The sequence below is a fragment of the Amycolatopsis sp. NPDC051071 genome (assembly GCF_040682875.1).
Classification (GTDB): Bacteria; Actinomycetota; Actinomycetes; order Mycobacteriales; family Pseudonocardiaceae; genus Amycolatopsis.
On record NZ_JBFBBY010000102.1, the window covers coordinates 1 to 22,662 of the forward strand.

The window sequence follows — 22,662 nt, forward strand, 5'->3', positions numbered from 1 at the left end:
CAGAGTGTTATATGACCCTTTGGGCGGTTCGGCGCTCCCAAGTACATGAAGGCCCCCTTGCTTGCGCTAGGCGCAAGGAAGGGGGCCTTCATGTACTTGAACCCCGCGCTATCGCCTGCCGGGACAGCAAGGGACCTTTGCTATCACTTAGCCGTCTGACCTGCGGAAAGAGAGCAAGGGACCTTTGCTGTCACTTCAGGCCGCGCGGTCGTCCCGGACCTCGGAAGTGCCCCGGCCGCCACCCCGGAGCAGCCGCGGCCGCGCACCGGCCTCCGGGAATACCCACTTTTTGAACGACCACCACCGGAATACCGTGCCCAGCAGCGTCCCGATGACGACGCCGCTCACGAAGTCCGCGATCTCCTGCGTCAGCAGCCCGACGTGCGGCTGCTCCAGGCCGAGCACATAGCGCGACACGAGCTGCGGAAGCGCGTTGAGCCCGAGTGCGATGGCGCTGAGCAGGAAGAAGAGTGCCGCCTCATGGGCCCGTTCACGGCCGCCGCGGGTACGAAAGGACCACTCGCGGTTCGCCACGTACGAAAAAACGGTCGCCACCAGGACGCCGATCATCAGCGCGGTCACCGGTTTGTCGGTCAGCACGGTGAACTTCAGTCCGTAGGTGATCGTCATCGTGATGACGAAACTCGCGCCCCCGACAACGGCGAAACGCAGCAACTCCCGGTGTTTCCCCAGCATGCGGGCAGGCTACTGAAAGGACCCGCCGATCATCCCGTCGGGCTGGACCGCGGGCTTCGACTTACCGGGCCGCGGTGGCGCGCTCGTGGTCGCGTGCGGCGGGGCGGGCTCCTGCTTCGCCGGTTCCGAAGGCGTCGCGGACGGCGAAGGCTTCTTCGACGGAGAAGGCCATTCGGGCCGCCCTGGCTTCGTCGTCTCCGACGTGGACGGAGGCTTCGAAGGTGTCGAAGTGACCGAAGGCAGCGAAGGCGGAGTGGTCGGCGGAAGCAGTGGCGTGTCGTCGCACCAGTGGTGCCAGCAACCGAAGTAGACCTCGACCGGCTTCGCCTTCGCGACACCGAGGGTGGCGTTCACCGTCACCGGGAGGTTGTCGGCCGGGCGGCCCTTCAACCGGACCCACAGGCTCACTTGACGTCCCGGAGTCAGCGAGCCGCGCGAAGTGCATGAAGCGCCTTCGCCGGTCGGGTGGCACGGGATGCCGTACACGCTCCACGAGCTGGACACACGGTGATCGAGGGTGATCGTCACCGGTTTCGTCGTCTTGCCCGTGTTCTTGACGCGGATCATCACCAGCGGGTTGCGGGTCCACGGGAACGCCGACAGCCCGTCACTCTCGGCCCGCAGGTCGAGGTCGTCCGGCGGCGGTTTCACGGTGAGCTTCACCGCGACCGACACCTTGATCCGCGCACCCGCCGTCACCGAACCGGTCACCACGCTGCCCGCTTCGGCCGTTTCGTCGGCACGCAGCCGGAACGTCAGCACCGCGGACTGTCCGGGTTCGAGTCCGGTCCCGGTCTTGCAGGTCACCGTGCCGGTGCCGCCGGGGCAGTTCACCGCGATCGGCGTGGGCGCCGCTTGTCGCCGGAAGCCCGAGACGCCCATCGCGCCACCACCGCCGGCGGGAACGGCCGTCACGCCCTTCGGCAAGTTCAGCGAGACAGCGACGGGTTCGGACTTCGAACCGCCGTCGTTGCGCACGGTGATCGGCAGGTTTGTGTCCTCACCCGGCTGGAGGTGGACGCCCCCGGCCGGGGCCGACGCCGTCATCACCGGCGGCGCCGGGATCGCAGGAGACGACGCGGGCGGTTCGGCGGGCGGCGGGGGCTCAGCCGGAGGAACGGCCGGAGGAGCGGCAGGCGGCGCCGCGGGAGGCGGCTGCCGCGGCGCGGGAGGAGCAGGAGGGGCCGGAGGAGCGGGAGGCGCCGGAGGAGCGGGAGGCGCCGGCGGGACCACCGGGGGCGGGGGCGGCGGCGGGACGGCGGGGGCGGGAGCCGCGGCGGGCGGCGGGACGGCCGCCGCCGCCGGAATCTCCTGGGTACCGCCACCGGCGGCCAGTGCCACCGCGACGGCGGCGACGATCGCCGCGCTGGATCCGGCCACTCCGGCGAACTGGCGCGGTCCGGCCGCGGCGGCACCGGCCGCCGCACCCGAACCGGAACCCGCGGCGGTGGCCGTCGCGACCGCGGTGACCGCGGCCGCCTTGCCTGCCCCGGCGGTGGCCAGGTAGCCGAGAGCCGCGCCACCGAGCACGATCGGCGCGATGATCCCGCGCAGACCGCCGTTGATGTCGGCCAGTTCCGCGGCCAGCGCACGGCATTTCTCGCATTCGTCCAGGTGGTTCTCCACCTGGGTGCGCTCACGCTTCGAAAGGCCGTCGCGGGTCCACGCGCCGAGTTTGTCCGCACTCGCCCGGCAGCGTTCACCGGAGTTCTCGGCCAGGTGCACCTGCAGATACGCCTGCCGCAGACCCTCGCGGGCCCGGTAGGCGAGCGCGGAGACACCGTTCGCGGTCAGCCCCAGCAGCGGCGCGACCTCGGCGGGGCTCTGCTGCTCGATCTCGGTGTGCCACAGCACCGCCTGCCACCGCTCGGGCAGCCGTGCGAACGCCTTCGCGGCGAGCGTGCGCTCAAGCCCGGCGACGGCGGTGTCGGAGAAGGGAACGGTCAGCGCCTCGCCGACGGCACCGCCGACGTCGGACATGTCCTCGTTGAGGTCGAGGCGCTTTTCCTTACGCGTCTTGTCGTAGGCGGTATGCCGGAGGGCCGTCAGCAGGTACGCGCGAAACGCGGTGTCCGGGCCTTTGCCGCCACGCAGGGTGTCGAGCACCTTCGCGAAGGCTTCCGAAACGAGGTCGTCGGCCTCGGAGCTGGACCTGGCGAGCTGTCGGGCGAGGTTGTGCGCCGCGCTGGAGTGACGCTCGTACAGCGTTCCGTACGACGCGATTTTCCCGTCGCGCACCTCGGCGATCAGCTCGGCGTCACTCCTACCGGAGAGATCGGCGGGAACGGTCGACACGGGACTCCTTCATCTGCTGGTCCGGCGGGTTCTACTCTTCCTGACGCCCGAACAGGCTCAGTGTGACGGACTAGGCGACGTACGTCACCTCGCGGTACCGCCGATGACCCGGAGAGCCCAGCAGCTTCACCCGCTCCGGGTTACCGAAGAGTTCGGAAAGATCCTTGGAAAACGCCGTCACGCCCGGCCTGGGCCAGCGTCCCCACCGTGAAGCGATCGGCAAGATCGACAAGATCGGACGGAAGGGGCGGTGGCCAGTGGAGGTACCGGCGACCGGTGCGCCGTCCGGGGAACCCGACGGGCAAGCCGCCTGGAACCGGTTCGAACGAGATCGCTCGCTCCGCGCCCTGCGAGCCCGCTGGCGGACGGCCAGTCTGGCCGCGGGCTGGCGTTTCCCCAGCGACTGGGGCCTCCCGGAGGTCGATGCCGTCTGCGCGGCGGTGATCAAGAACGGCCGAGTGGTCACCGCCGAGGTGGCGGAGACGGCTCTCGCGGGATTGGGCCGGGCACGTGCCGCGGCGGGTGCCGGGCTGGCGGAGACACTCGCGGACCTCGCCGCGTTGCACGCCGTGCTCGCCGACCCGGACGCGGTGGACGGATTCCTGGCCCCGGACGTCGATTCCACGCCCTCCCGGTTACTCCGGGTGACAGCGCTGGCTTGGGCGGACGTCGCGACCGATCAGCTCGTGAACACCGAAGTGGTCGAACCGCTGACCGGACTGCCCACGGCCGCGTATCTGCGGACGCGGTTGAGTGAGCTGTACCGCCAGGCTCGTCGCGACGAGCGGCCGGTCGCGGAGGCGCACACCTTGCTGGTGGTCTCGATGGACTTCAGCTCGGTCGCGGGCTGGCCTCGGCTGACCGGGATGATCCTGGTCGCGGACGCGCTGAAGCAGGTGTTCGACGGCGGAGAAAGCGTCGCGTCACTCGGGCCGTCGACAGCGGGTGCGCTGGTGTCGAAGGACTCCAGACTCGCTTCATCGGGCGTCGCGCTGCGTAGGGCGCTTAACGAGCGGCTTTCGGTGGATGCCCAGCTCCATGACACCGGCAGGCCGCGGATTTCGACCGTCCGGCTCCCGGCGACTTACGACCAGGCGTGCGATCTGCTCACCTCTCTCGCGCGTTCGTAGCGGGCTAGCGCAAGACGTTCTCCTGGTCACGGGCGACCCAGTCGAGGTGGCAAGACCCGGTTCATGATTTCCTGGTTCCGTGACCCGGACTGTTCCCGCCGATGCGAACGGCGACGTTTCGGCGAGCCGCCCGCAACATCGCCTCTCGTTGCGCAGGTCGCTCGCCCGCTTGTCCGTCCGGCCGAGATCGATCCTGATCCTCTTGGTGATCCCGCTGGTCGCGATCGGTTTCGGCATCTGGGGCTGGCAGCACGAATGGGTGCTCGGCGTCGACAGCGCCGTCTACCGCGCCGGCGCCGAGACACTGCTGAACGGCGACCCGCTCTACGACGCCAACACGCTTCCGGTGGAACCCTGGTGGGCGCTGCTGCCGTTCACCTACCCGCCGACGGCCGCCCTGTTCTTCATCCCGCTCGCGCTGGTTCCGACGCAGGTCGCCTGGGGGCTCCTGACCGCGGTCTCGCTGTTCGCGCTGGCGTTGTGCGTCCGGATCGCCATCGGCGCGCTGCCGAAGCCCTCGACCGACGGTCCCCGCTGGTGGGCGTCACCCGCTCGCTCGACGATCGCGTTCTTCCTCGTCTTCCTCGGTCTCGAACCGGTGTGGCGCACGGTCTTCCTCGGTCAGATCAACATCATCCTGATGGCGCTGGTGATGCTCGACATCCTGGTCATCGGCGCGCGGGGCAGCCGCTGGGGTGGCGTGCTGGTCGGCGTCGCGGCCGCGATCAAGCTCACCCCGATCGTCTTCCTCGGGCATCTGTTCATCACCGGCCGCCGGATGGACGCCGTCCGCGGGCTCATCACGTTCATCGTGCTGCAGGGCCTGATGTTCGTGGTCATCCCGCACGACGCGGCGCGCTACTGGACCTACACGCTGCCCGACACCGGGCGCATCGGCCCGGTGCACTGGGCGGGCAACCAGTCGCTGAACGCGCTGATGAACCGCTTCACCGAACTCGCGCCCTGGGCGTCGAAGGCGGCGATGGGGATCGGCGCGCTGCTCGCGATCCCGGCGATCTGGCTGGTGCTGCGCTTCCACCGCAAGGGCCAGGCGCTCGCGGCGATGCTGGTGACGGCGTTCTGGATCCTGCTGATCTCGCCGATCTCCTGGACACACCACTGGGTCTGGGTGGCGCCGCTGGTCGTTCTGCTGGTCTCGCGCCTGCCGCAGACCACTCCCGCCACCGCGTGGAAACGCTGGCTGGGCACCTTCGCGGTGTTCTTCGTCTTCATCAGCTGTGTGCTGCTGATCTTGCCGAACGGCCGCAACGTCGAGCTGCACTGGAAGGTGTGGCAGAACATCCTCGGCAGCGCGTACATCTTCATGCCGCTGGTGCTGGCGGTCGCGCTCGCCGGGCGCTGGTGGTACCTGCGCCGGAAGAAGCGGCGAGCAGGGGCTGTGGAAGACGGCGAGCATGCTGAAGCCGCGACCGGCGGCTGAGCCGCGGGTCGCCGGGATCGCACTGGCGGGTGCGCTCGCACTGGCGATGCTCGCGCTGGGCACCGTGGCCTGGCTCGGCGAATGGCACCTCGGCGCGGACAGCGCCGTCTACCGGGCCGGCGCGCTCACCCTGCTCAAGGGCGAGCCGCTCTACCCGCGTGAGGCGCTGACGACGCTGCCGCCATGGGTGCTGCTGCCGTTCACCTACACGCCGGCCGCGGCGCCACTGTTCCTGCCACTCGCGATCGTCCCGGCCGGGTTGACCTGGGGCGTCGTCGGCGCGCTCTCGCTCGTCTGCCTGAGTGTCGTGATCAGCGTGGTCGCACGGGCCTGCGGTGCCCCGATCACCCGATGGTGGGTCCTGCCGCTGGCCACGGCCGGGGCGCTGGCGCTGGAGCCGGTGTGGAAGACGCTCTTCCTCGGGCAGATCAACCTCATCCTGATGGCGTTGGTCGTCCTCGACGTCCTGGTGCTGTCGGCACGCGGTTCACGCTGGGCGGGGGTGCTGATCGGGATCTCGGCCGCGATCAAGCTGACCCCGCTGATCTTCGTGCCCCACCTGCTGTTCACCGGCCGGTGGAAGGACGCGCTGCGGGCACTCGGCACGTTCGTCGTCCTCGAAGCCGTGATGTTCGCGGTGATCCCCGGCGACGCCGTCCGCTTCTGGACCGAATCGGCCACCGACCCCAGCCGGGTCGGCTCCGTGCACTGGATCTTCAACCAATCACTCAACGGCCTGGTGAACCGTGCTTCGGAGCTCGCGCCGTGGTCACTGACGGTGGCCATCGCGCTTGCCGCCGTCCTGGCCGTCCCCGCCGTTTGGCTGGTCGTGCGCCTGCATCGCCGCGGTGACCCGGTCGGCGCGCTGCTGGTGACCGCGTTCTACGGACTGTTGCTCTCGCCGGTGTCCTGGTCACACCACTGGGTGTGGACGGTGCCGCTGCTCGTCCTGCTCGTCATCCGCCGATCGTGGGTTCCGGCCGTGGGTGTCGCGATGCTGTTCGCGAGTGGCTTGATCATGTTCGTGCCGAACGGCGGGGAGACCGAGTTCGGCTGGGGGCTGGGCTGGTCGCTGCTCGGCAACGTCTACGTCCTTACCGCTGCGATCGCCATCACAGGACTGGCCGTCCGGGAACTGCGGCGCGGGTCCGCCCAGGTCGCGGCGGTGGCGGCCAAGTAATCTCATCCGCGTTATGGACAAACGAACCGGTCTTCCGATCGTGGGCATGGTTGGCGGCGGACAGCTGGCCAGGATGACCCACCAGGCGGCGATCTCCCTCGGCCAGTCCCTGCGCGTGCTGGCCGCCGGGGAGAACGAATCCGCCGGCCTCGTCGCGGGCGAGGTCGTGCACGGCCACCACACCGACCTCGAAGCGTTGCGCTCGTTCGCCGCCGGGGTCGACGTGCTGACCTTCGACCACGAGCACGTTCCCGGCGAGCACCTGCTGACGCTCGCGATGGAAGGCGTCACGATCCGGCCCGATCCGGCCGCGCTGTCGATGGCGCAGAACAAGCTCATCATGCGCGAGATGATGGCCGGTCTCGGGGTCCCCGGCCCCGACTTCGCCGAAGTGTCCTCTGTGGACGATGTGATCTCCTTCGGCGACAAGCACTCCTGGCCGGTCGTGCTCAAGGCCGCGCAGGGCGGTTACGACGGCCGCGGTGTCTGGATGCTCGACACCGCGCAGCAGGCACGCGAGACCGTGCCCGAGCTGATCAAGACCGGAACTCCTTTGCTGGTCGAGGAAAAGGTCGTCATGCGGCGCGAACTTTCCGCGCTGGTGGCCAGGTCCCCGTTCGGGCAGGGCGCGGCGTGGCCGGTGGTGGAGACCGTGCAGTCCGGCGGGATCAACACCGAGGTGCTCGCGCCCGCGCCGGGGCTGGGTATCGCCCGCACGCAGGAGGCACAGGACCTCGCGCTGCGGATCGCCGCGACGCTGAACGTGACCGGACTGCTCGCCGTCGAACTGTTCGAAACCGACAAAGGCTTGCTGGTCAACGAACTCGCGATGCGCCCGCACAACTCCGGGCACTGGACCCAGGACGGTTCGAAGACCTCGCAGTTCGAGCAGCACCTGCGTGCCGTGCTCGACTACCCGCTCGGCGTGACCGATCTGATCGCCCCCGCTTGCGTGATGGCGAACGTCCTCGGCGCGCCCGAAGCCCCCGAAATGGGGCCGGACGAGCGTCTCCACCACCTGTTCGCGCGTTACCCGGACATCCGCGTCCACTTGTACGGCAAGGGAGAACGCCCCGGGCGCAAGCTCGGGCACGTCAACCTCGTCGGCGAACGCATGGAGGAGTTGCGCGACCGGGCGCTGCTCTCCGCGCACTGGCTTTCCCACGCCGTCTGGCTCGACGGCTACGAGATTCACTAGAGCCTGTCGGCGGAGCTGAGACCATAAGCGTGAACCGGCCCCGCTATCGCGGGTTCACCGTAGAGAACTTGGAGTGTGGACATGTCGCCGCAGGTGGGCGTGATCATGGGCAGCGACTCGGACTGGCCGACGATGGAGGCGGCCGGGCAGGCGCTGGCCGAGTTCGGTGTCGAGTACGAGGTCGGCGTCTACTCGGCGCACCGCACTCCGCGGCGGATGCTCGACTACGCGACGTCGGCCGCTTCGCGTGGCGTGCGCGTGATCATCGCGGGTGCCGGCGGGGCCGCGCATCTGCCGGGCATGGTCGCTTCGGCGACGGTGCTGCCGGTGATCGGTGTGCCGGTGCCGCTGAAGTACCTCGACGGCATGGACTCGCTGCTGTCGATCGTGCAGATGCCCGCCGGTGTCCCGGTCGCGACGGTTTCCGTCGGCGGGGCACGGAACGCGGGCCTGCTCGCGGTGCGCATCCTCGCCGCTTCCGACGACGGGCTACAGGCGAAGATGGCCCGCTTCCAGGCGGATCTCGAGCAGCTCGTCCTCGACAAGGACGCCGCACTGCGTAAACGCGTCGAAGGCTGATCGCGATTAGTCCTCTAGTTGCGGTCCTTGCGTGTGCAACTACCGCAACCAGAGGACTGAACGCGGTGGGTCAGTCGGCGAGTTGCTTCCGCAGCTCTCGTTTGAGGACCTTCCCGGCGGCGGACACCGGGATCTGGTCGACGAAGTGGACGGCCCGCAGGCGTTTGTACGGCAGGACCCGTTCGCTGACCGCTTCCATGAGCTGCTCGGCGGAAACGTTCTCGTCGCTGCGCACGACGAAAGCGACCGGCAGCTCGCCGACCTCGGTGTCCGGTTTGCCGACGACGGCCGCAGCCGAGACGCCGGGCAAGGTGATCAGCAGTTCTTCGAGTTCGCGGGGGAAGACGTTGTATCCCTTGTACAGCAACATGTCTTTCTTGCGGTCCACAATGGACAGGTAGCCGTCCTCGTCGAGGACGCCGACGTCGCCGGTGTGCAGCCAGCCGTCGACGAGTGCGGCCGCGGTCTCCTCGGGCCGGTTGCGGTAGCCGATCATCACCTGCGGTCCGCGCAAGCACACCTCGCCGCGTTCCCCGATGGGCAACGGGTCTTCGCCGCCTTCGGCCGGGACGATCTTGACCTCGGTGTCGGGCAGCGGCAGGCCGACCGAGCCGACCTTGCGGGTGGCCGAGCGGTAGGACGGCGCGATGACCGCACCCATGGTGACCTCGGTGAGGCCATAGCCCTCGATGATGAGCACGCCGGGGAAGCGGTTCCGCAGGGCGCGGATCATCTCGTGATGCATGGGCGCCGCGCCAGAGCCGATGGTCAGCACCGACGACAGGTCGGCCGTGTGGAACGCCGGGCAGGAGAGCAGGGCCGCGAACAGCGCGGGCGCGCCGCCGATGGTGGTGACCCGCAGCAGCTCGGCGTCGGCCACGTACGCGGCCGGGTCGAAGCGGTCGTGCAGGACGACGGTGCCGCCGTCGAGCAGCGGGACGTTGAGCGCGGAGATGGTGCCCATCGCGTGGAACCACGGCGTCAGGTTGAGGGCGATCCCGGTGCCGATCCGGGACGGCCATTCGTCCGGTTCGCCGTACTGCTCGACGATCACCTCGCCGGAAGCGTCGAGCGCGGGTAGCGCGCCGAGGCGCCAGCACGAAGTCTGCAGGCTGTTGACCACGACGTTCCGATGCGGCAGGCAGACCCCTTTCGAGCGACCGGTGGTGCCGCCGGTGTACGCCAGATGGGCGAGATCGCGGTAGATGTCGATCTCGACGTCCGGTCGCTCGTCGGAGTGGCGGGAGCAGAACTCCGTGAACTCGACCTCTCCCTCACCCAGTGCTTCGGGCGGGTGAACGACGATGCTCAGCCGGACCGACGTCCGGTCACGGACCGCGGCGAGTACCCGCGCGACCGGGCCGACCGTGACGGCGGCGACCGCGCCGGCGTCGGCCAGCTGGAACGCGAGGTCGTCCGGCGGGAGCAGCGGGTTCGCCGGGCTGAAGGTGGCGCCCGCGAGCAGCGTCCCGTAGTACGCGACCGGGTACGCCAGGCAGTTGGGCAGGTGGAGCGCGACGACGTCGCCTCTCCCGATGCCCTCGGCACGCAGCGCGTTCGCGAACCGGCAGGCCGCGCTGTACGTCTCGGTGAAGGTGAGGCTCTGGTCTCCGTGGGCGAAGGCGGTGCGTGCACCCCAGCGGGCGGCGGCGCCGGCCAAAACCGAGCCGACCGGGACCTCGGGGTAGTCGAGTGACCGGGGGAGCGGAGTGAGCTGCATCACCCGAACGTACGGACTTTGCGGCCAAAGACACAAGCACTCGCGATGTCGCACAATGTGAACGAGCGCTAACATCGGTCGAACTCTCATTCGCGTTAGAAGAGGTGACGAAGGTGTCTGACGGCCCGGGTCTGTACCAGCTTGCCGAGGAGCACGAAGAGCTGCGGGCCGCGGTCCGTGCCTTGGCCGAGAAGGAAATCGAGCCGTACGCGGCCGAGGTCGACGAGGACGAGCGTTACCCGATCGAGGCATACAACGCGCTGGTCAAGTCGGGTTTCAACGCCGTGCACATCAGTGAGGCCTACGACGGCCAGGGCGCGGACGCCATCGCCGCCTGCATCGTGATCGAAGAGGTCGCGCGCGTCGACGCGTCGGCGTCGCTGATCCCGGCGGTCAACAAGCTGGGCACGGTGCCGATCATCATTTCGGCGTCGGAAGACCTCAAGAAGCTGGTGCTGCCGTCGATCGCCTCCGGTGAGGCGTCGGCGTCGTACGCGCTTTCGGAGCGCGAAGCCGGCTCGGACACCGCCTCGATGCGCACCCGCGCGAAGCTCGACGGTGACCACTGGGTGCTGAACGGCACCAAGTGCTGGATCACCAACGCGGGTGAATCGTCCTGGTACACCGTGATGGCGGTGACCGACCCCAACGCCGAGAAGAAGGCCAACGGCATCTCCGCGTTCGTCGTGCACAAGGACGACCCCGGCTTCACCGTCGGCTCGAAGGAGCGGAAACTCGGCATCAAGGGCTCGCCGACCCGCGAGATCCACTTCGAGAACTGCACCATCCCGGCCGACCGCATCATCGGCGAACCCGGCACCGGCCTGAAGACCGCGCTGCGCACCCTCGACCACACCCGCCCGACCATCGGCGCGCAGGCGCTGGGCATCGCGCAGGGCGCCCTCGACGCGTCGATCGCGTACGTCAAGGAGCGCAAGCAGTTCGGCAAGGCGATCGCGGAGTTCCAGGGCGTCCAGTTCATGCTGGCCGACATGGGCATCAAGATCGAGGCCGCCCGGAACCTCGTCTACGCCTCCGCCGCGGCGACCGAACGCGGCGACAAGCGCGGCGGCTACATGGCCGCGGCCGCGAAGGCGTACGCGTCGGACATCGCGATGTCGGTGACGACGGACGCCGTGCAGCTGTTCGGCGGCGCGGGCTACACGCGCGACTTCCCGGTGGAGCGCATGATGCGCGACGCGAAAATCACCCAGATTTACGAAGGCACCAACCAGATCCAGCGCATGGTGATGGCGCGGGCCCTGCTCAAGGGCTGACGGCTTCCCGCAAGTAGAGGACTGGTTGCGGTCCTTGCGCGTGCAACTACCGCAACCAGAGGACTAAAGGCGTGTGAGATCGGGCCTCGGTGAGATGCTTCACGGAAGTACGGCGATCATGGGCCGACGGTGTCACTCTCAAAGGATGTTCTGGTCCGCTCCGGTGTCGTGGACACCGCACGACGAGGCCGAGCTGATCGCCGGCTGGCGGTTGTGGCTCGAGCTGGGGGATCGCGCGTGGCCGTCGGCCGCGTGGGACGGGACGGCGGCCGACGTCGTCAAGCCGCTGCGCGAGCTGGTCTCGGCCTGCGACGAGATCGAGACGGGCTACCGCAAGGCCGTCGCCGAGCCGTCCGAGGAGTTCATCCGGATCATCCAGTTCCTCGTGTTCACCGTCAGCACGGTGATCGAGCTGTGGGCCGACGACGAGGTCCCGCTCGACGCCGAGCGGATCGCGTTGTTGCACGCGGATCTGGCAGGCTTCGCGGAACAGGCCGAGCGGGTGCTGAAGGTTTTGGCGATCAGCGGCGGCTGGTCGGATCTGGCCGCGGAGCGTCGGCGGACGGATCGCTGAGCGATTCCGGTTTCTCGACCCACGCGAACCGTGACCCCGCGAGGTGGTCGTTCAGCGGGCGGTCCAGCGACAGCAGGCTGGACCAGTAGAGCCACCCGGAGCCGTCGGCGCGGAACGCCAGTTCGGCGGACTCGACATCGCTCGGATACAGCACGCGATCCGACCACAGGCCGACCAGGCGTCCATCCATCACGCTGGAGATTCTGCCTGCCGGACGCGCCGTACGGGGGAAATAACCCCCGAGGCATTCCGCAGAGGACATGCCGCCGAAGGTGTTCGGTTCCTGTCGGATACCTGTCGATCACGCTCCGGAGGTGCCGCCGGAGGCACCCGGTGTCTTACCGTGATCCCGGTAAGTTGAATATTCACCGACCAGAAAGCTGATACCCGATGTTCGCTCGTTTCAAGGATGTCGCCCTCCTGCTGGGCCGGATCGGTGTCGGTGTGGTCTTCCTCGCACACGGCCTGCAGAAGTGGGAAAACGGGATCGACGGCACCGCGAAGTTCTTCGAGCAGACAGGCATCCCGCTGCCGACGCTCGCCGCGATCTTCGCGATCGCGGTGGAGATCGTGGGAGCCATCTTGTTCATCGTCGGTTTCCTGACGCCGCTGGTGGGCCTCGGCTTCGTCGTGGTCTCCGTCGGTGCTCTGCTCTCGGTGCACCTCGACAACGGCTTGACCGGTCAGGGCGGCTACGAACTCGTCCTCGTCCTGGCGGTGGCCGGGCTCGCGCTCGGCTTCAACGCTGGAAAGTTCTCGCTCGACCACGTGCTCTTCGGACGCAAGCGTGAGGCGAAGCAGCTTCAGGACGCCTGACCCCACGCGCATGTCAGTAAAGGGTCTTTCAGGACGAAAACTGTCCTGAAAGACCCTTTCCTGACGCGTCAGGAGGGGAGATCCGCGGTAGTCCGCTCGGCTTCGCGCCGGGAAGCGAGTTTGGCCGGATCCGCGTCGGTGACCTGGACCAGATGCGCACCGGCGGCGAGGGGCGTCAGGAACCCGGCGAGAATCCCTTCCACGCCGGACCATTCCACAGTGGACAGAACGCGGTCCTCGCCGGACAGTCCCAAAACCGAAGCGCGGGAACGAGCCTCGGCCAGTATTTCATCCACAGTGGACGAACCGAGTGCGGGAGTGTCGCCGGGAATGGGTGACAGCGGGCTGAACTGGTCGCCAGAAAGCCGTGCCTCGGTCAGGTAGTCGAGTGCCCCGTCCGGCACGGAGCCGGGAGGCAGCCCGAGGCCCATCGGGTGCAGCGAGACGACGGCGGTCGCGGAAGCGGCCGAAACGCCGTCCAGCGCGACGAACGCGACCCGCGCGCCCGCGGTCTCCGTCACTACCCTCGCGCCGCACCACCAGGCGCCCAGCAGTACGCCGGCGGTCTGCCAGTGCGACGGCAGCAGCACGGCGACCTCGTCACCCGGTTCGACGTCGAACTCGTCGACCAGCCAGTTCGCGGTCTTGGCGGCCCAGTTCACCGTGGTCGCCACGGACAGCTCGACCCGGCTGCCCTGCTTGTCGTCGTAGTGCGTGATCAGCGGTTTCGCGGGCGACCCGAGCAGGGGCCGCAGCAGCAGTTCGGTGAGGCTCACGCCCCCAACGCTAGTTCACGCAGGGAACACTCGACGCGGCGAGCAGGGGTGCCGCCGCACTCGCCGCCCCCGCCGCTCCGCCGCCACCGGCGGGACCGCGGCCCACCAGCCCGGTGACGAAGGCCCGCACGGCCGTCTGGTCGATCTCGACGATGCTCTGGCCGTCCGCGCTGCGCCCGTTGATGTTCACCACCGGGATGGTCGTGAAAGTCAGGTCGCCCGACGCGATCCCCTTCGCCTGCTGTGCGAACTCCAGCAGGTCCAGACCATCGTCCAGGACGATCGACCGGCGCACGACGTCCATCAGGCCGCTCATCGTCGACGGGCTGGTCAGCGTGCCCGCCGAAAGTACCTGGCGCAGCGCCGAAGACAGGAACGTCTGCTGCCGCACGATGCGGTCGAGGTCGCCACGCGGCAGGTTCTTCCGCTGGCGCACGAAGGAAAGCGCTTCGCCGCCCGAGACGGTCTGTTCCCCGCGCCGGAAGTTCGCGCCGGAGTCCTTGTCCTCGGTGGCGTGGTTCAGGCAGACCTTGACCCCGCCCACCGCCTCGGTCAGCAGATAGAACCCGAGCAGGTTGACCTCGGCGTAATGGTCGATGCGGATCTGCGTCAGGTCCTGAACGGTCTGGACCAGTGCCTTCCGGCCTTCCTGATCGGAATCGCGTTCGAGTTTCGCCTGGTCGGATCCGCCGCGGTGGGCGTTCGCGTAGGAGGTCTTCGCGGCGCCGTAGGCCGAGTTGATCTTGTTCTTCCCCCGGCCGGGGATGTCGGTCCAGGTGTCGCGTGGGATCGAGACGCCGGACGGCTTCCCGCCGTTCTTCGGGATGCGCAGGATGATGATGGTGTCGGTGTTGACGCCCGCCTTCTCCTCGGTGCGCAGTTCCTTGAGGACCCTCAGCGGCAGCGGGTTGCCCTGCGCGTCGGTGCGCGCGTCGCTGCCGACCAGCAGGATGTCGGTGGCGCCGTCGTCGGCGGGCGGCGCGGCGGGGTCGTCCGGCCTGCTCAGCGCGTTGGTCGTCGGGACGTTGTCCTGCAACTGGTCCTTGGTGACGTACGCGTAGCCCGTCGTGCCGAGTGCGAGCAGCGACACCAGTCCGAGGGCGATCCGCCGGGTGATCCGGCCGGCGCGGCGCAGCGGGCGCTCGGGCACGTCGAAGACGCCCGACGTGGGTTCGTCTTCGACCGGGTTGGACGGCTGGGGGAGGTCCGTTCCGGTCGAGGGAGTGCGAGGGTACGGCGTGGGGACGAAGCGGGGCTTTTCGTCACTCTCGGTGTCCGATTCGGCCGTGTCGTCCGGCTTCGATTCGTCCTCGACCGGCTGCTCCGGACGCTCGCTGTCGTCCTTGTCTTCGCTGCCCATCCCTGTTCACCTCCCCTGGTGCTGCCACTGTTCCGATCGTAGGAGAAGGCTAGGCCACTACGAGTATGGCCACGCTGAGTACCCGGACATTAATTGACGCAGGGCACATTGCCCGCGACGATCGGCGTCGTGCTGGGTGCCGCCGGTGCGCTGGAGGGCGGCTGAGCCGACTTCGGGGGCGGCGGGGACGTGGTCTCGCCGCCTGCTCCGGCGGACGTTCCCTTGAAGTCCTTGCCAAGCAGGACCCGCACCTTGCCCGGCGCGACGTCGCGATCCGCCTCGGCCTGCACCGCGGTGCCGAAGACCTGCTTGACGAGGGCGAGCGCGTCTTCGTCGCCGGGCGCGTACCGGATGACCGTGGAGTTACGCGTACTGAGCTTGGTGTCCGCGGCGAGCTTGAAACCCTTGCTCTGCAACAGATTTCGGGTGTCCGCGGCAAGTGTGGCAGAGCCGGATCCGTCGAACAGTTCGACGGTCACCGCTTCCGCGCCCGGCAGCTTGGCCGAGGTCTCGGTGGGGGGCGTCTGCCCGTCGGAGGTCAGGCGGGTGACCTCGGCCTGCACCTGCGCCGGGTCCACCCGGAGCACGGCGGCGCCACCGATCATCGCGTCGCCCTGGGTCGGGATCGTGTGAAACTCGACGTTGCCGCTGGTCAGGCCGCGCATTTGAGCGGCGAACTCCGGCAGATCCCAGCCTGCCGAGAGCACGACGGACTTCTTCACCGCCTCGATGAGGTCCGCGATCCTCGCCGGGTTGGTCAGGACATCCGTCGACAGGACCTTGTTCGCCAGCCCGGACAGGAAGGCCTGTTGCCGCGCGATCCGGTCGAGGTCGCCGTTCTGCAGGTCGTACCGCTGGCGGACGAACGCGAGCGCCTGGACGCCCTCGACTGCCTGCCGCCCGGCAGGCAGGTCGACGCCGGACTTCCGTTCCTTGACCGGGCCGTTGAGGCAGACGTCGACGCCGCCGATCGCCTTGGTGATCTCGTAGAAGCTCGACAGGTTCACCTCGGCGTACCGGTCGATCATCTTCGGCTTGCCGATGAACTTCTCCAGCGTCGCGATCAGGTTCTTGCGGCCGGCGTCCTTGGCTTTCGCGTCGACGTCCTTGAGGTCCGCGTTGCCCTGCTGCTGCAGTGCCTTCGACGTGTCGTTGTAGGCGTACACATAGGCGCTGTTGAGTTTGTGTTTGCCGAAACCGCCGGTGATCTCGACCCACGAGTCGCGGGGGAAGGAGATCGCGACGGCTTTCTTGCCGTTCTGCGGGATGTGCACGAGGATCATCGTGTCGGTCTGGCGTTCGCCGTCGGAGTTGCCGGCGTGCAGCATGTCGAGAACCTCGCGCGGCAGCGGGTTGCCCTGCGCGTCGGTACGGCTGTCCTGGCCGACCAGGAGGATGTCGATCGCGCCGTCCAGCGGTTTCGCCGGCGGATGCCCGTTGTCCTCGAAGATGTTGGTGGTCGCGAACCCCTTCGACGGGTCGCCGATGAACTGCCAGCCCCACCAGGTCAGCGCCAGGATCGTGATCGAGACCAGGCTGAACACGACCTTCACCCCGCGACGGGCGAACACCACGACGCCGCTACGGCGCGCCGGAATGGGTGGCCCGGGCCACTCGGTCACGTGCGGTCCTCCACGAATCTCCCCAGGGCACACGCGTGCCACTCATACAACTCTACTGATCCTCGTGTCAGACGTCCGTAGGCTGGTGGAAGGTTGTCCCGGTCGTGACACACTCGGCCGGTCCGGGAAGTCGTATGAGGAGGATCGCGCGATGCGGGTGCTGGTCACCGGGGGTGCCGGGTTCATCGGTTCGCAGTACGTGCGGCAGGTGCTGAGCGGGGCGTACCCGAGTTTGGCCGACGCCGAGGTGATCGTGCTCGACAAGCTGACCTATGCGGGTAACGAAGCGAATCTGGCGCCGGTGAGCAAGAACCCGCGCTACCGGTTCGAGAAGGGCGACATCTGCGACGCCGGCCTGGTCAGCGAGCTGATGCGTGGGATCGACCTGGTCGTCCACTTCGCCGCCGAGTCCCATGTGGACCGTTCGATCGCCGGGTCCGTGGACTTCGTGCTGACGAACGTGCTCGGGACGCAGACCCTGTTGCAGGGCGCGCTCGAGGCTGAGGTCGGGAAGTTCGTGCACGTGTCCACCGACGAGGTCTACGGGTCCATCGACGAGGGTTCCTGGTCGGAAGACCACGCGCTGGAGCCGAATTCGCCGTACTCGGCGTCGAAGGCGTCCTCGGATCTGCTGGCACGGTCCTTCTTTCGCACACACGGACTGCCTGTCTGTGTCACAAGGTGCTCGAACAACTACGGTCCGTACCAATTCCCGGAGAAGGTCATTCCTCTCTTCGTGACCAACCTGCTCGACGGCAAGAAGGTCCCGCTGTACGGCGACGGCCTCAACGTGCGTGACTGGCTGCACGTGGACGATCACTGCCGCGGTATCCAGCTCGTCGCCGACGGTGGCAGGCCCGGCGAGATCTACAACATCGGCGGTGGCACGGAACTGACCAACCGCGGCCTGACCGAACGGCTGCTGACCGCAGTCGGCGCGGACTGGGAGTCGGTCGAGCCGGTCGAAGACCGCAAGGGTCACGACCGTCGCTACTCGGTCGACATCACCAAGATCTCCCGGGAACTGGGGTACGCGCCGCGAATGTCCTTTGAGGACGGACTGGCCGAGACAGTCGCCTGGTACGCCGAAAACCGGTCGTGGTGGGAGCCGCTGAAGAACCGTGCGGAGGCCTGACCCTTGCTGAGTGTTCTCGTGCCGGGTGGATCCGGTCAGCTGGGGCAGGGTATCGCGGGGCTGGTGCCGGACGCCGTCACGCCATCGTCCGCGGAGCTGAATTTGCGCGATACCAGGGAAGTCGTCGCCGCGGTGACCGCGTTCGCGGACGCGGCGCGTGCGGCCGGGAAGTCGCCGGTGGTGATCAACGCGGCGGCCTACACCGCCGTCGACGCGGCGGAAACCAATGAAAAGCGGGCGTTCGCGGTGAACGCCGACGGCCCCCGGGTGCTCGCCGCGGCGTGCTCGTCGCGTGGGGTGCCGCTCATTCACGTGTCGACGGACTACGTTTTCGCCGGTGACGCGACGTCGCCGTACGAGCCCGGTGATCTGCTGGGGCCGCTCAACGCGTACGGCCGGACGAAGGCGGCCGGCGAGGACGCCGTACTCGGTTCCGGGGCGCGCTCATGGATCGTGCGGACGTCGTGGGTTTACAGCAAGACCGGGTCGAACTTCGTGAAGACGATGGCACGCTTGGAAAAAGAGCGTGACGTATTGTCCGTTGTGGACGATCAGGCCGGTTCGCCGACGTGGTCGCGCGATCTGGCCGCCGGACTGCTGGAGCTGGCTGGTCGCGTCAGTTCTGGTGAGGGGCCGTCGCAGCGGGTGCTGCATTGCACGGGCGGTGGGTCGACGACGTGGTTCGGGTTCGCGCAGGCGATCTTCGCGGAACTGGGAGCGGATCCGGCGCGGGTGAAGCCTTGTAGCACAGCGGATTTCCCGCGTCCGGCGATGCGTCCGGCGTACGGGGTGCTGTCGAACGCTTCGTGGCGCGAAGCCGGTCTCACGCCCCTTCGGGACTGGGCCGATGCGCTGAAGGCCTACTTCGCTTCCTGACGCTGCTTCGCCCAATCGCGCGTGTTCCGCCTTCAAGCACGCGAGTTACGCCCCCAGGCACGCGAGTTACGCCTTCAAGCACGCGCGTTACGCCTTCAAGCACGCGAGTTGCCTGGCCAGACGCGTGAATTCACCCTTCCCGTACACGGGACAGTGCGCGTGGATGGGCGGCAGGCGTGCTTGGAGACGGAACATGCGTGCCTAGGGACGTAACTCGCGTGCTTGAAGGCGGGACATGCGTGCTTGGGGGCGGGACATGCGTGCTTGAAGGCGTAACTCGCGTGCTTGAAGGCGGAACATGCGTGCTTGAGGGCGTAACTCGCGTGCGTGGGGGCGGGACTCGGGATGGAGGCGCTGGAACTGTGGGGGTCAGTGCTGGGTGCTGGCCTGGCGGTAGGCGGCGACGGTGAGTTCGGCGCAAGCGCGCCAGGTGAAGTTCGCGACGTGGGCCCGGCGGGCGGCCGAGGTGGCGACGGCGTGCGGGTCGCTGACGGCGATCCGCAGCGCCTCCACGAGCCCGTCGACGTCTTCGTAGGGGACCAGGCTCGCGCAGTTCCCGGCGACCTCACGCAGCGCCGGGATATCCGTGCACACCACGGGCACGTCCGATGCCAGCGCTTCCAGCACCGGGAGCCCGAAGCCCTCGTCGCGCGACGGCAGCACCAGCGCGCTCGCACCGGCGACAACCCTCCGGAGGTTGACGTCCGACAGGTAGCCGACGTGCCGTGAACGTGAGCCCACCGAGAACGAGCCGGGGCCGACGAACACCAGTTCCGGCAGATCCGGCGCGGCTTCGTGTGCCTGCTGAAGCCAGTGCAAACCCTTGCGAGGCCCGGGGGCGCCGGCGAAGAGCAGGTACTTGTCCGGGAGACCGAGTTCCTCGCGGCGTTCCTTGTCCGGCGGGCGGGCGGTGAACCAGGCCGGGTTGACGCCGAGCGGGGTGACCACGATCTTGCGGCGGTCCACGTCGAGCCGTTCGGCGATCCGGTCGGCGACGGCGTTGGTCGGCGTGCAGATCACGTCGGAGAGCCGGGCACCCCGGCGGACCAGTCGCGGCAGTTCGTGATCGCTCGGCGCGAGTTCTTCGGGAGCGTCCAAAAAGGCCAGGTCGTGGATCGTCACCACACCCGCCGCGCGGAAGCGGCCGGGGAGCACGAAGTTGGTGCCGTGGACGACATCCGTTGGCCCGGCGAACAGTTCCACCGGCGGTAGCTGGGATCGCAGCCACGCCTTGCGCAGCAAGCGTGCCGCCACGGGCATCCCGCGGGCCTGCACGCCGTGCGGCAGCACTTTCCGCAGACGTCGCCAGCCACGCAACGTGAACGCGACGGCGCGAGTGTCCACTTCGGGCATCGAAGCGAGCTCCTCGGACAACGCGACCGTGTACCGGCCGATACCCGTCCTGGCACCGAGAAGCGGGGTCCCGTCGAGCAGGACGCGCAAGGGGCGGTCAGCCACGGCCGAGCCTTTGCTTCGCGACCTTGACCACCCGGCCGCCGACGCGCCGCACGAGTTCCTTCGGGCCGCCGTCGGCGAGGTACTCGCGGATCAGGTCGACGTCGCGGCGCAGCATTTCCTTGCCCCGCACGGGTTCGGTGAGTACCAGATCTGCCGAGCCGGGTAGTCTGTCGGCCGCCGGGCGCGGGTTCCGGCAGAACTCCACGAGCGGCTTCAGCGCCTCCGGCCAGGCGTAGCGCTGGGCGACGGCGGCGATCCGCTCGACGCAGCCCGCGGCGAACTCCTCGTCGTACAACGACCTTTCCAGCGCCTCGGCCAGCGCGTCCACGTCCTCGGCCGGGACGACGACGCCCAGCCGTTCCTCGCGGACCAGATCGGCGAACGCGTCGCCGTCGGTGGTGACGATCGGCAGCCCGGCCCACAGGTAGTCCAGCACCCGGGTGCGGAAGGCGAACGTGGTCTCGACGTGCTCGAAATGCGTGGTGACACCGCAGTTCGCGTCCAGCAGCCAGTTCTGGCGCTCCTCGAACGGCACCCAGTGCTCGTTGAAGAACACGTGCTTGCCGGTCAGCCCGAGGGTTTCGGAAAGCAGCATCGTGCGCGCTCCGATGTCCATCTCGGCGACCTCGGGGTTGGGATGCTTCATCCCAAGGAACACCAGCCGGACGTCACCGCGGCGCTGGCGCAGCTTCTCGATCGCGCGGACCAGCGTGAGCGGGTCGAACCAGCTGTAGACCCCGCCAGCCCACAGTACGACGTGGTCGGTCTCGCCAATACCGTCCAAAGTGGACCGAAGGCCGGGGCCGGTGCGGACCGGTGCCTGCGGTGAAAGGCCGAACGGGACGACCGAGAGCAACGACTGCGTGGTCGGATCGGCGTCGTAGAGCCGCGGCGAAAGCCTGCCCATCGCGGCGAGATGCCCGAGCCAGAAGTGCCGCTGCCGCTCGGACGCGCACAGGAAGAAGTCGCCGCGTTCGAGCTGTGCGTCGAGGACCTTGGTGACGCCGATGAGGTCCTTCGCGCGCTTGTCGTCGGCGACGCCTTTGCCTTGTTCGAGCAGTTCCAGGTGCATCGGGTCGTACAAATCCGCGACGACGATCTTGTGCGCGTACTGCTTCTTGAGCGCGGGCGCGAGTTCGAGCACGTGGCCCTGCAGGATGATGATGTCGGCCCAGGCGATCGGGGTCTCCAGATCGCGCCGCGTCGCCGCGCTGACGCGGAACGGCGCGGGTGGCGGGTCGGCGAGCGGGTTGACCGTCACCAGGTGGACGTCGTGTTCCGCGGACAGGGTCGCGGAGATGTTCCACGCGCGGATCGCCGGGCCGGCCATCCGCTCGGTGATCGCGTCACCGGTGATCACCAGGACCTTGCGGTGCTGCCCGAAGAGCGCGTCGATGCCGAACGTCTCGACCAGGATGTCGTGCGCGGCGAGATAGCGCGGCAGTGGGTACGCGGGCTCCAAAGCCTTGCGCAGCAAGGGAAGCAGATCGGCGTCGGTGCGGACGCGGGCGGCCTGCTCGGCGGCGCGCGATGCGGCGAGCGACGGGAGCAACTCGACGAATTGGTCGATTGCCAGCACTCCGGCGAGCGTGGTCCTCGGTACCTCGACGGGACCGGTTTCGGCCGGGCCGACGCCTTGGGCGAGGTCGAACTGAGTGGCGTCGAGGTCGCCGCGCGCGGTCGCCCGCCGGACGGCCAGTGCCAGGGCGGCGGGCAGGGCGCGCGACAGCGTTTCGTCGGAGAGGTTCTTGTACAACGCGGCCAAGGCGTTGCGCTCCAGCAGGAACGTCTCGCGGCCGGAGTCCGGGGCGTCCACTGTGGACATGGTGGCGTGATGCTTGTGATAGGTCAGTGATTCGGGCACGTACCGGACGCGCCAGCCGCGGAGATTCAGCCGCCAGCCGAGGTCGACGTCCTCGTAGAACATGAAGAACCGCTCGTCGAACCCGCCGAGTTCGGCGAACACCCCGGCGCGGACGAACATCGCCGAACCGGTGGCGAACAGGACGTCCTTGGCGATCTCGTGCTCGGCGGCCGGGACGTCGGCGAGCGGGCTGCCCGCGTGGCGTTTGTAACCCATGCCGAACCAGGTCAGGCCCGCGTCGACGAAATCGGTGCCGGTGCCTTCCCAGTCGAGGACCTTGCTGGCGACCGCGGCGACGTTCGGCCGCACACGCAGTTCGGCGACCGCCGCGCGCACCCAGCCGGGCGCGGGGCGCGCGTCGTTGTTGAGGAAGGCGAGGACGGTGCCGGTGGCGTGCCGCGCGCCGAGGTTGCAGCCGCCCGCGAAGCCCGAGTTCACCGGCGACTCGACGAGCTTGACGCCCGGGACGGCGGCCTTGATCTCGGCGACGTCGGAACCACCGGAGGCGTTGTCGACGCAGAGGACCTCGAGGTTCGGGTAATCGTGTTCAGCCAGTGCGCGCAGGCAGGTGACGGTGTCGGCCGCCCCGCGATAGTTCACCACGACCACCGAGACGACCGGTTGCGTTTCCCCCTGCGCCAAAGCCGTACTCCCTGCACTCGATT

General features: G+C 68.5%; 19 protein-coding genes. 10 read left to right on the forward strand and 9 right to left on the reverse strand.

What is annotated here, in order from left to right; genetic code table 11:
* Positions 1-195: 195 nt before the first annotated feature.
* Both AB0M65_RS27665 and AB0M65_RS27670 read right to left on the reverse strand, forming a co-directional pair.
* A complete protein-coding gene (locus AB0M65_RS27665) occupies positions 196-696 on the reverse strand; it encodes a GtrA family protein (protein ID WP_364033531.1) in 501 nt (166 codons plus the stop codon).
* Between the two features lie 9 nt (positions 697-705).
* Positions 706-2,991, reverse strand: a complete 2,286-nt coding sequence (locus AB0M65_RS27670; protein WP_364033534.1) for a sigma-70 family RNA polymerase sigma factor — start codon at positions 2,989-2,991, stop codon at positions 706-708.
* Positions 2,992-3,248: 257 nt separating this feature from the next.
* On the opposite strand from AB0M65_RS27670, the gene AB0M65_RS27675 reads away from it, so the two are divergent.
* The 5 genes from AB0M65_RS27675 (at position 3,249) to purE (ending at position 8,519) form a co-directional block, all read left to right on the forward strand.
* A complete protein-coding gene (locus tag AB0M65_RS27675; RefSeq protein ID WP_364033591.1) occupies positions 3,249-4,121 on the forward strand; it encodes a GGDEF domain-containing protein in 873 nt (290 codons plus the stop codon).
* A 79-nt stretch (positions 4,122-4,200) separates the two neighbouring features.
* On the forward strand, positions 4,201-5,562 hold the full coding sequence (locus AB0M65_RS27680; protein WP_364033537.1) for a glycosyltransferase 87 family protein: 1,362 nt from the start codon (positions 4,201-4,203) through the stop codon (positions 5,560-5,562).
* A complete protein-coding gene (locus tag AB0M65_RS27685) occupies positions 5,537-6,742 on the forward strand; it encodes a glycosyltransferase 87 family protein (RefSeq protein ID WP_364033540.1) in 1,206 nt (401 codons plus the stop codon). The genes AB0M65_RS27680 and AB0M65_RS27685 overlap by 26 nt, the downstream gene beginning before the upstream one ends.
* A 13-nt stretch (positions 6,743-6,755) precedes the next feature.
* On the forward strand, positions 6,756-7,940 hold the full coding sequence (locus AB0M65_RS27690) for a 5-(carboxyamino)imidazole ribonucleotide synthase (protein WP_364033543.1): 1,185 nt from the start codon (positions 6,756-6,758) through the stop codon (positions 7,938-7,940).
* An 81-nt stretch (positions 7,941-8,021) separates the two neighbouring features.
* Positions 8,022-8,519 (forward strand): 5-(carboxyamino)imidazole ribonucleotide mutase, encoded by a 498-nt coding sequence (gene purE / locus AB0M65_RS27695; protein ID WP_364033546.1) that lies wholly within the window; start codon positions 8,022-8,024, stop codon positions 8,517-8,519.
* A gap of 70 nt (positions 8,520-8,589) precedes the next feature.
* Here purE and AB0M65_RS27700 read toward each other — a convergent pair whose 3' ends face one another.
* Positions 8,590-10,239, reverse strand: coding sequence for an AMP-binding protein (locus AB0M65_RS27700; protein ID WP_364033549.1), 1,650 nt, complete (start codon positions 10,237-10,239; stop codon positions 8,590-8,592).
* A 104-nt stretch (positions 10,240-10,343) separates the two neighbouring features.
* Between AB0M65_RS27700 and AB0M65_RS27705 the strand changes: the two genes are divergently transcribed.
* Positions 10,344-11,516 carry an acyl-CoA dehydrogenase family protein gene (locus AB0M65_RS27705; protein WP_364033552.1) on the forward strand — a complete coding sequence of 391 codons (1,173 nt, stop codon included), beginning with the start codon at positions 10,344-10,346 and terminating at the stop codon, positions 11,514-11,516.
* A gap of 145 nt (positions 11,517-11,661) precedes the next feature.
* Entirely contained in the window at positions 11,662-12,090 is a 429-nt protein-coding gene (locus AB0M65_RS27710; RefSeq protein ID WP_364033555.1) for a hypothetical protein, read from the forward strand.
* Here AB0M65_RS27710 and AB0M65_RS27715 read toward each other — a convergent pair.
* Entirely contained in the window at positions 12,038-12,280 is a 243-nt protein-coding gene (locus AB0M65_RS27715; RefSeq protein WP_364033594.1) for a hypothetical protein, read from the reverse strand. The genes AB0M65_RS27710 and AB0M65_RS27715 overlap by 53 nt on opposite strands.
* A 200-nt stretch (positions 12,281-12,480) precedes the next feature.
* Between AB0M65_RS27715 and AB0M65_RS27720 the strand changes: the two genes are divergently transcribed.
* Positions 12,481-12,906, forward strand: coding sequence for a DoxX family protein (locus AB0M65_RS27720; RefSeq protein WP_181776925.1), 426 nt, complete (start codon positions 12,481-12,483; stop codon positions 12,904-12,906).
* A 68-nt stretch (positions 12,907-12,974) separates the two neighbouring features.
* Here the strand turns inward: AB0M65_RS27720 and AB0M65_RS27725 are convergent, their stop codons facing one another.
* The 3 genes from AB0M65_RS27725 to AB0M65_RS27735 form a co-directional block, all read right to left on the reverse strand.
* A complete protein-coding gene (locus AB0M65_RS27725) occupies positions 12,975-13,682 on the reverse strand; it encodes a TIGR03089 family protein (RefSeq protein ID WP_364033559.1) in 708 nt (235 codons plus the stop codon).
* A 10-nt stretch (positions 13,683-13,692) separates the two neighbouring features.
* Positions 13,693-15,042 carry an LCP family protein gene (locus AB0M65_RS27730; protein WP_364033562.1) on the reverse strand — a complete coding sequence of 450 codons (1,350 nt, stop codon included), beginning with the start codon at positions 15,040-15,042 and terminating at the stop codon, positions 13,693-13,695.
* Positions 15,043-15,131: 89 nt separating this feature from the next.
* Positions 15,132-16,664, reverse strand: coding sequence for an LCP family protein (locus tag AB0M65_RS27735; RefSeq protein WP_364033565.1), 1,533 nt, complete (start codon positions 16,662-16,664; stop codon positions 15,132-15,134).
* 151 nt (positions 16,665-16,815) lie between these two features.
* Between AB0M65_RS27735 and rfbB the strand changes: the two genes are divergently transcribed.
* Both rfbB and rfbD read left to right on the forward strand, forming a co-directional pair.
* Positions 16,816-17,799 (forward strand): dTDP-glucose 4,6-dehydratase, encoded by a 984-nt coding sequence (rfbB, locus tag AB0M65_RS27740; RefSeq protein WP_364033597.1) that lies wholly within the window; start codon positions 16,816-16,818, stop codon positions 17,797-17,799.
* 3 nt (positions 17,800-17,802) lie between these two features.
* Complete coding sequence (gene rfbD, locus AB0M65_RS27745; protein ID WP_364033568.1) at positions 17,803-18,675, forward strand: dTDP-4-dehydrorhamnose reductase; 873 nt, start codon at positions 17,803-17,805, stop codon at positions 18,673-18,675.
* Between the two features lie 369 nt (positions 18,676-19,044).
* Here the strand turns inward: rfbD and AB0M65_RS27750 are convergent, their stop codons facing one another.
* Positions 19,045-20,133 carry a glycosyltransferase family 1 protein gene (locus tag AB0M65_RS27750; RefSeq protein WP_364033571.1) on the reverse strand — a complete coding sequence of 363 codons (1,089 nt, stop codon included), beginning with the start codon at positions 20,131-20,133 and terminating at the stop codon, positions 19,045-19,047.
* Positions 20,126-22,639, reverse strand: a complete 2,514-nt coding sequence (locus AB0M65_RS27755; RefSeq protein ID WP_364033574.1) for a glycosyltransferase — start codon at positions 22,637-22,639, stop codon at positions 20,126-20,128. The genes AB0M65_RS27750 and AB0M65_RS27755 overlap by 8 nt, the downstream gene beginning before the upstream one ends.
* Positions 22,640-22,662: the final 23 nt, after the last annotated feature.

Excerpts from the sequence above, each read along its gene's own strand:
- AB0M65_RS27665 (WP_364033531.1), bottom strand. The coding sequence starts at position 696 with ATGCTGGGGAAACACCGGGAGTTGCTGCGTTTCGCCGTTGTCGGGGGC.
- AB0M65_RS27685 (WP_364033540.1), top strand. The coding sequence starts at position 5,537 with ATGCTGAAGCCGCGACCGGCGGCTGAGCCGCGGGTCGCCGGGATCGCA.
- AB0M65_RS27690 (WP_364033543.1), top strand. The coding sequence starts at position 6,756 with ATGGACAAACGAACCGGTCTTCCGATCGTGGGCATGGTTGGCGGCGGA.
- purE (WP_364033546.1), top strand. The coding sequence starts at position 8,022 with ATGTCGCCGCAGGTGGGCGTGATCATGGGCAGCGACTCGGACTGGCCG.
- AB0M65_RS27700 (WP_364033549.1), bottom strand. The coding sequence starts at position 10,239 with ATGCAGCTCACTCCGCTCCCCCGGTCACTCGACTACCCCGAGGTCCCG.
- AB0M65_RS27710 (WP_364033555.1), top strand. The coding sequence starts at position 11,662 with ATGTTCTGGTCCGCTCCGGTGTCGTGGACACCGCACGACGAGGCCGAG.
- AB0M65_RS27715 (WP_364033594.1), bottom strand. The coding sequence starts at position 12,280 with ATGGATGGACGCCTGGTCGGCCTGTGGTCGGATCGCGTGCTGTATCCG.
- AB0M65_RS27720 (WP_181776925.1), top strand. The coding sequence starts at position 12,481 with ATGTTCGCTCGTTTCAAGGATGTCGCCCTCCTGCTGGGCCGGATCGGT.
- AB0M65_RS27730 (WP_364033562.1), bottom strand. The coding sequence starts at position 15,042 with ATGGGCAGCGAAGACAAGGACGACAGCGAGCGTCCGGAGCAGCCGGTC.
- rfbB (WP_364033597.1), top strand. The coding sequence starts at position 16,816 with ATGCGGGTGCTGGTCACCGGGGGTGCCGGGTTCATCGGTTCGCAGTAC.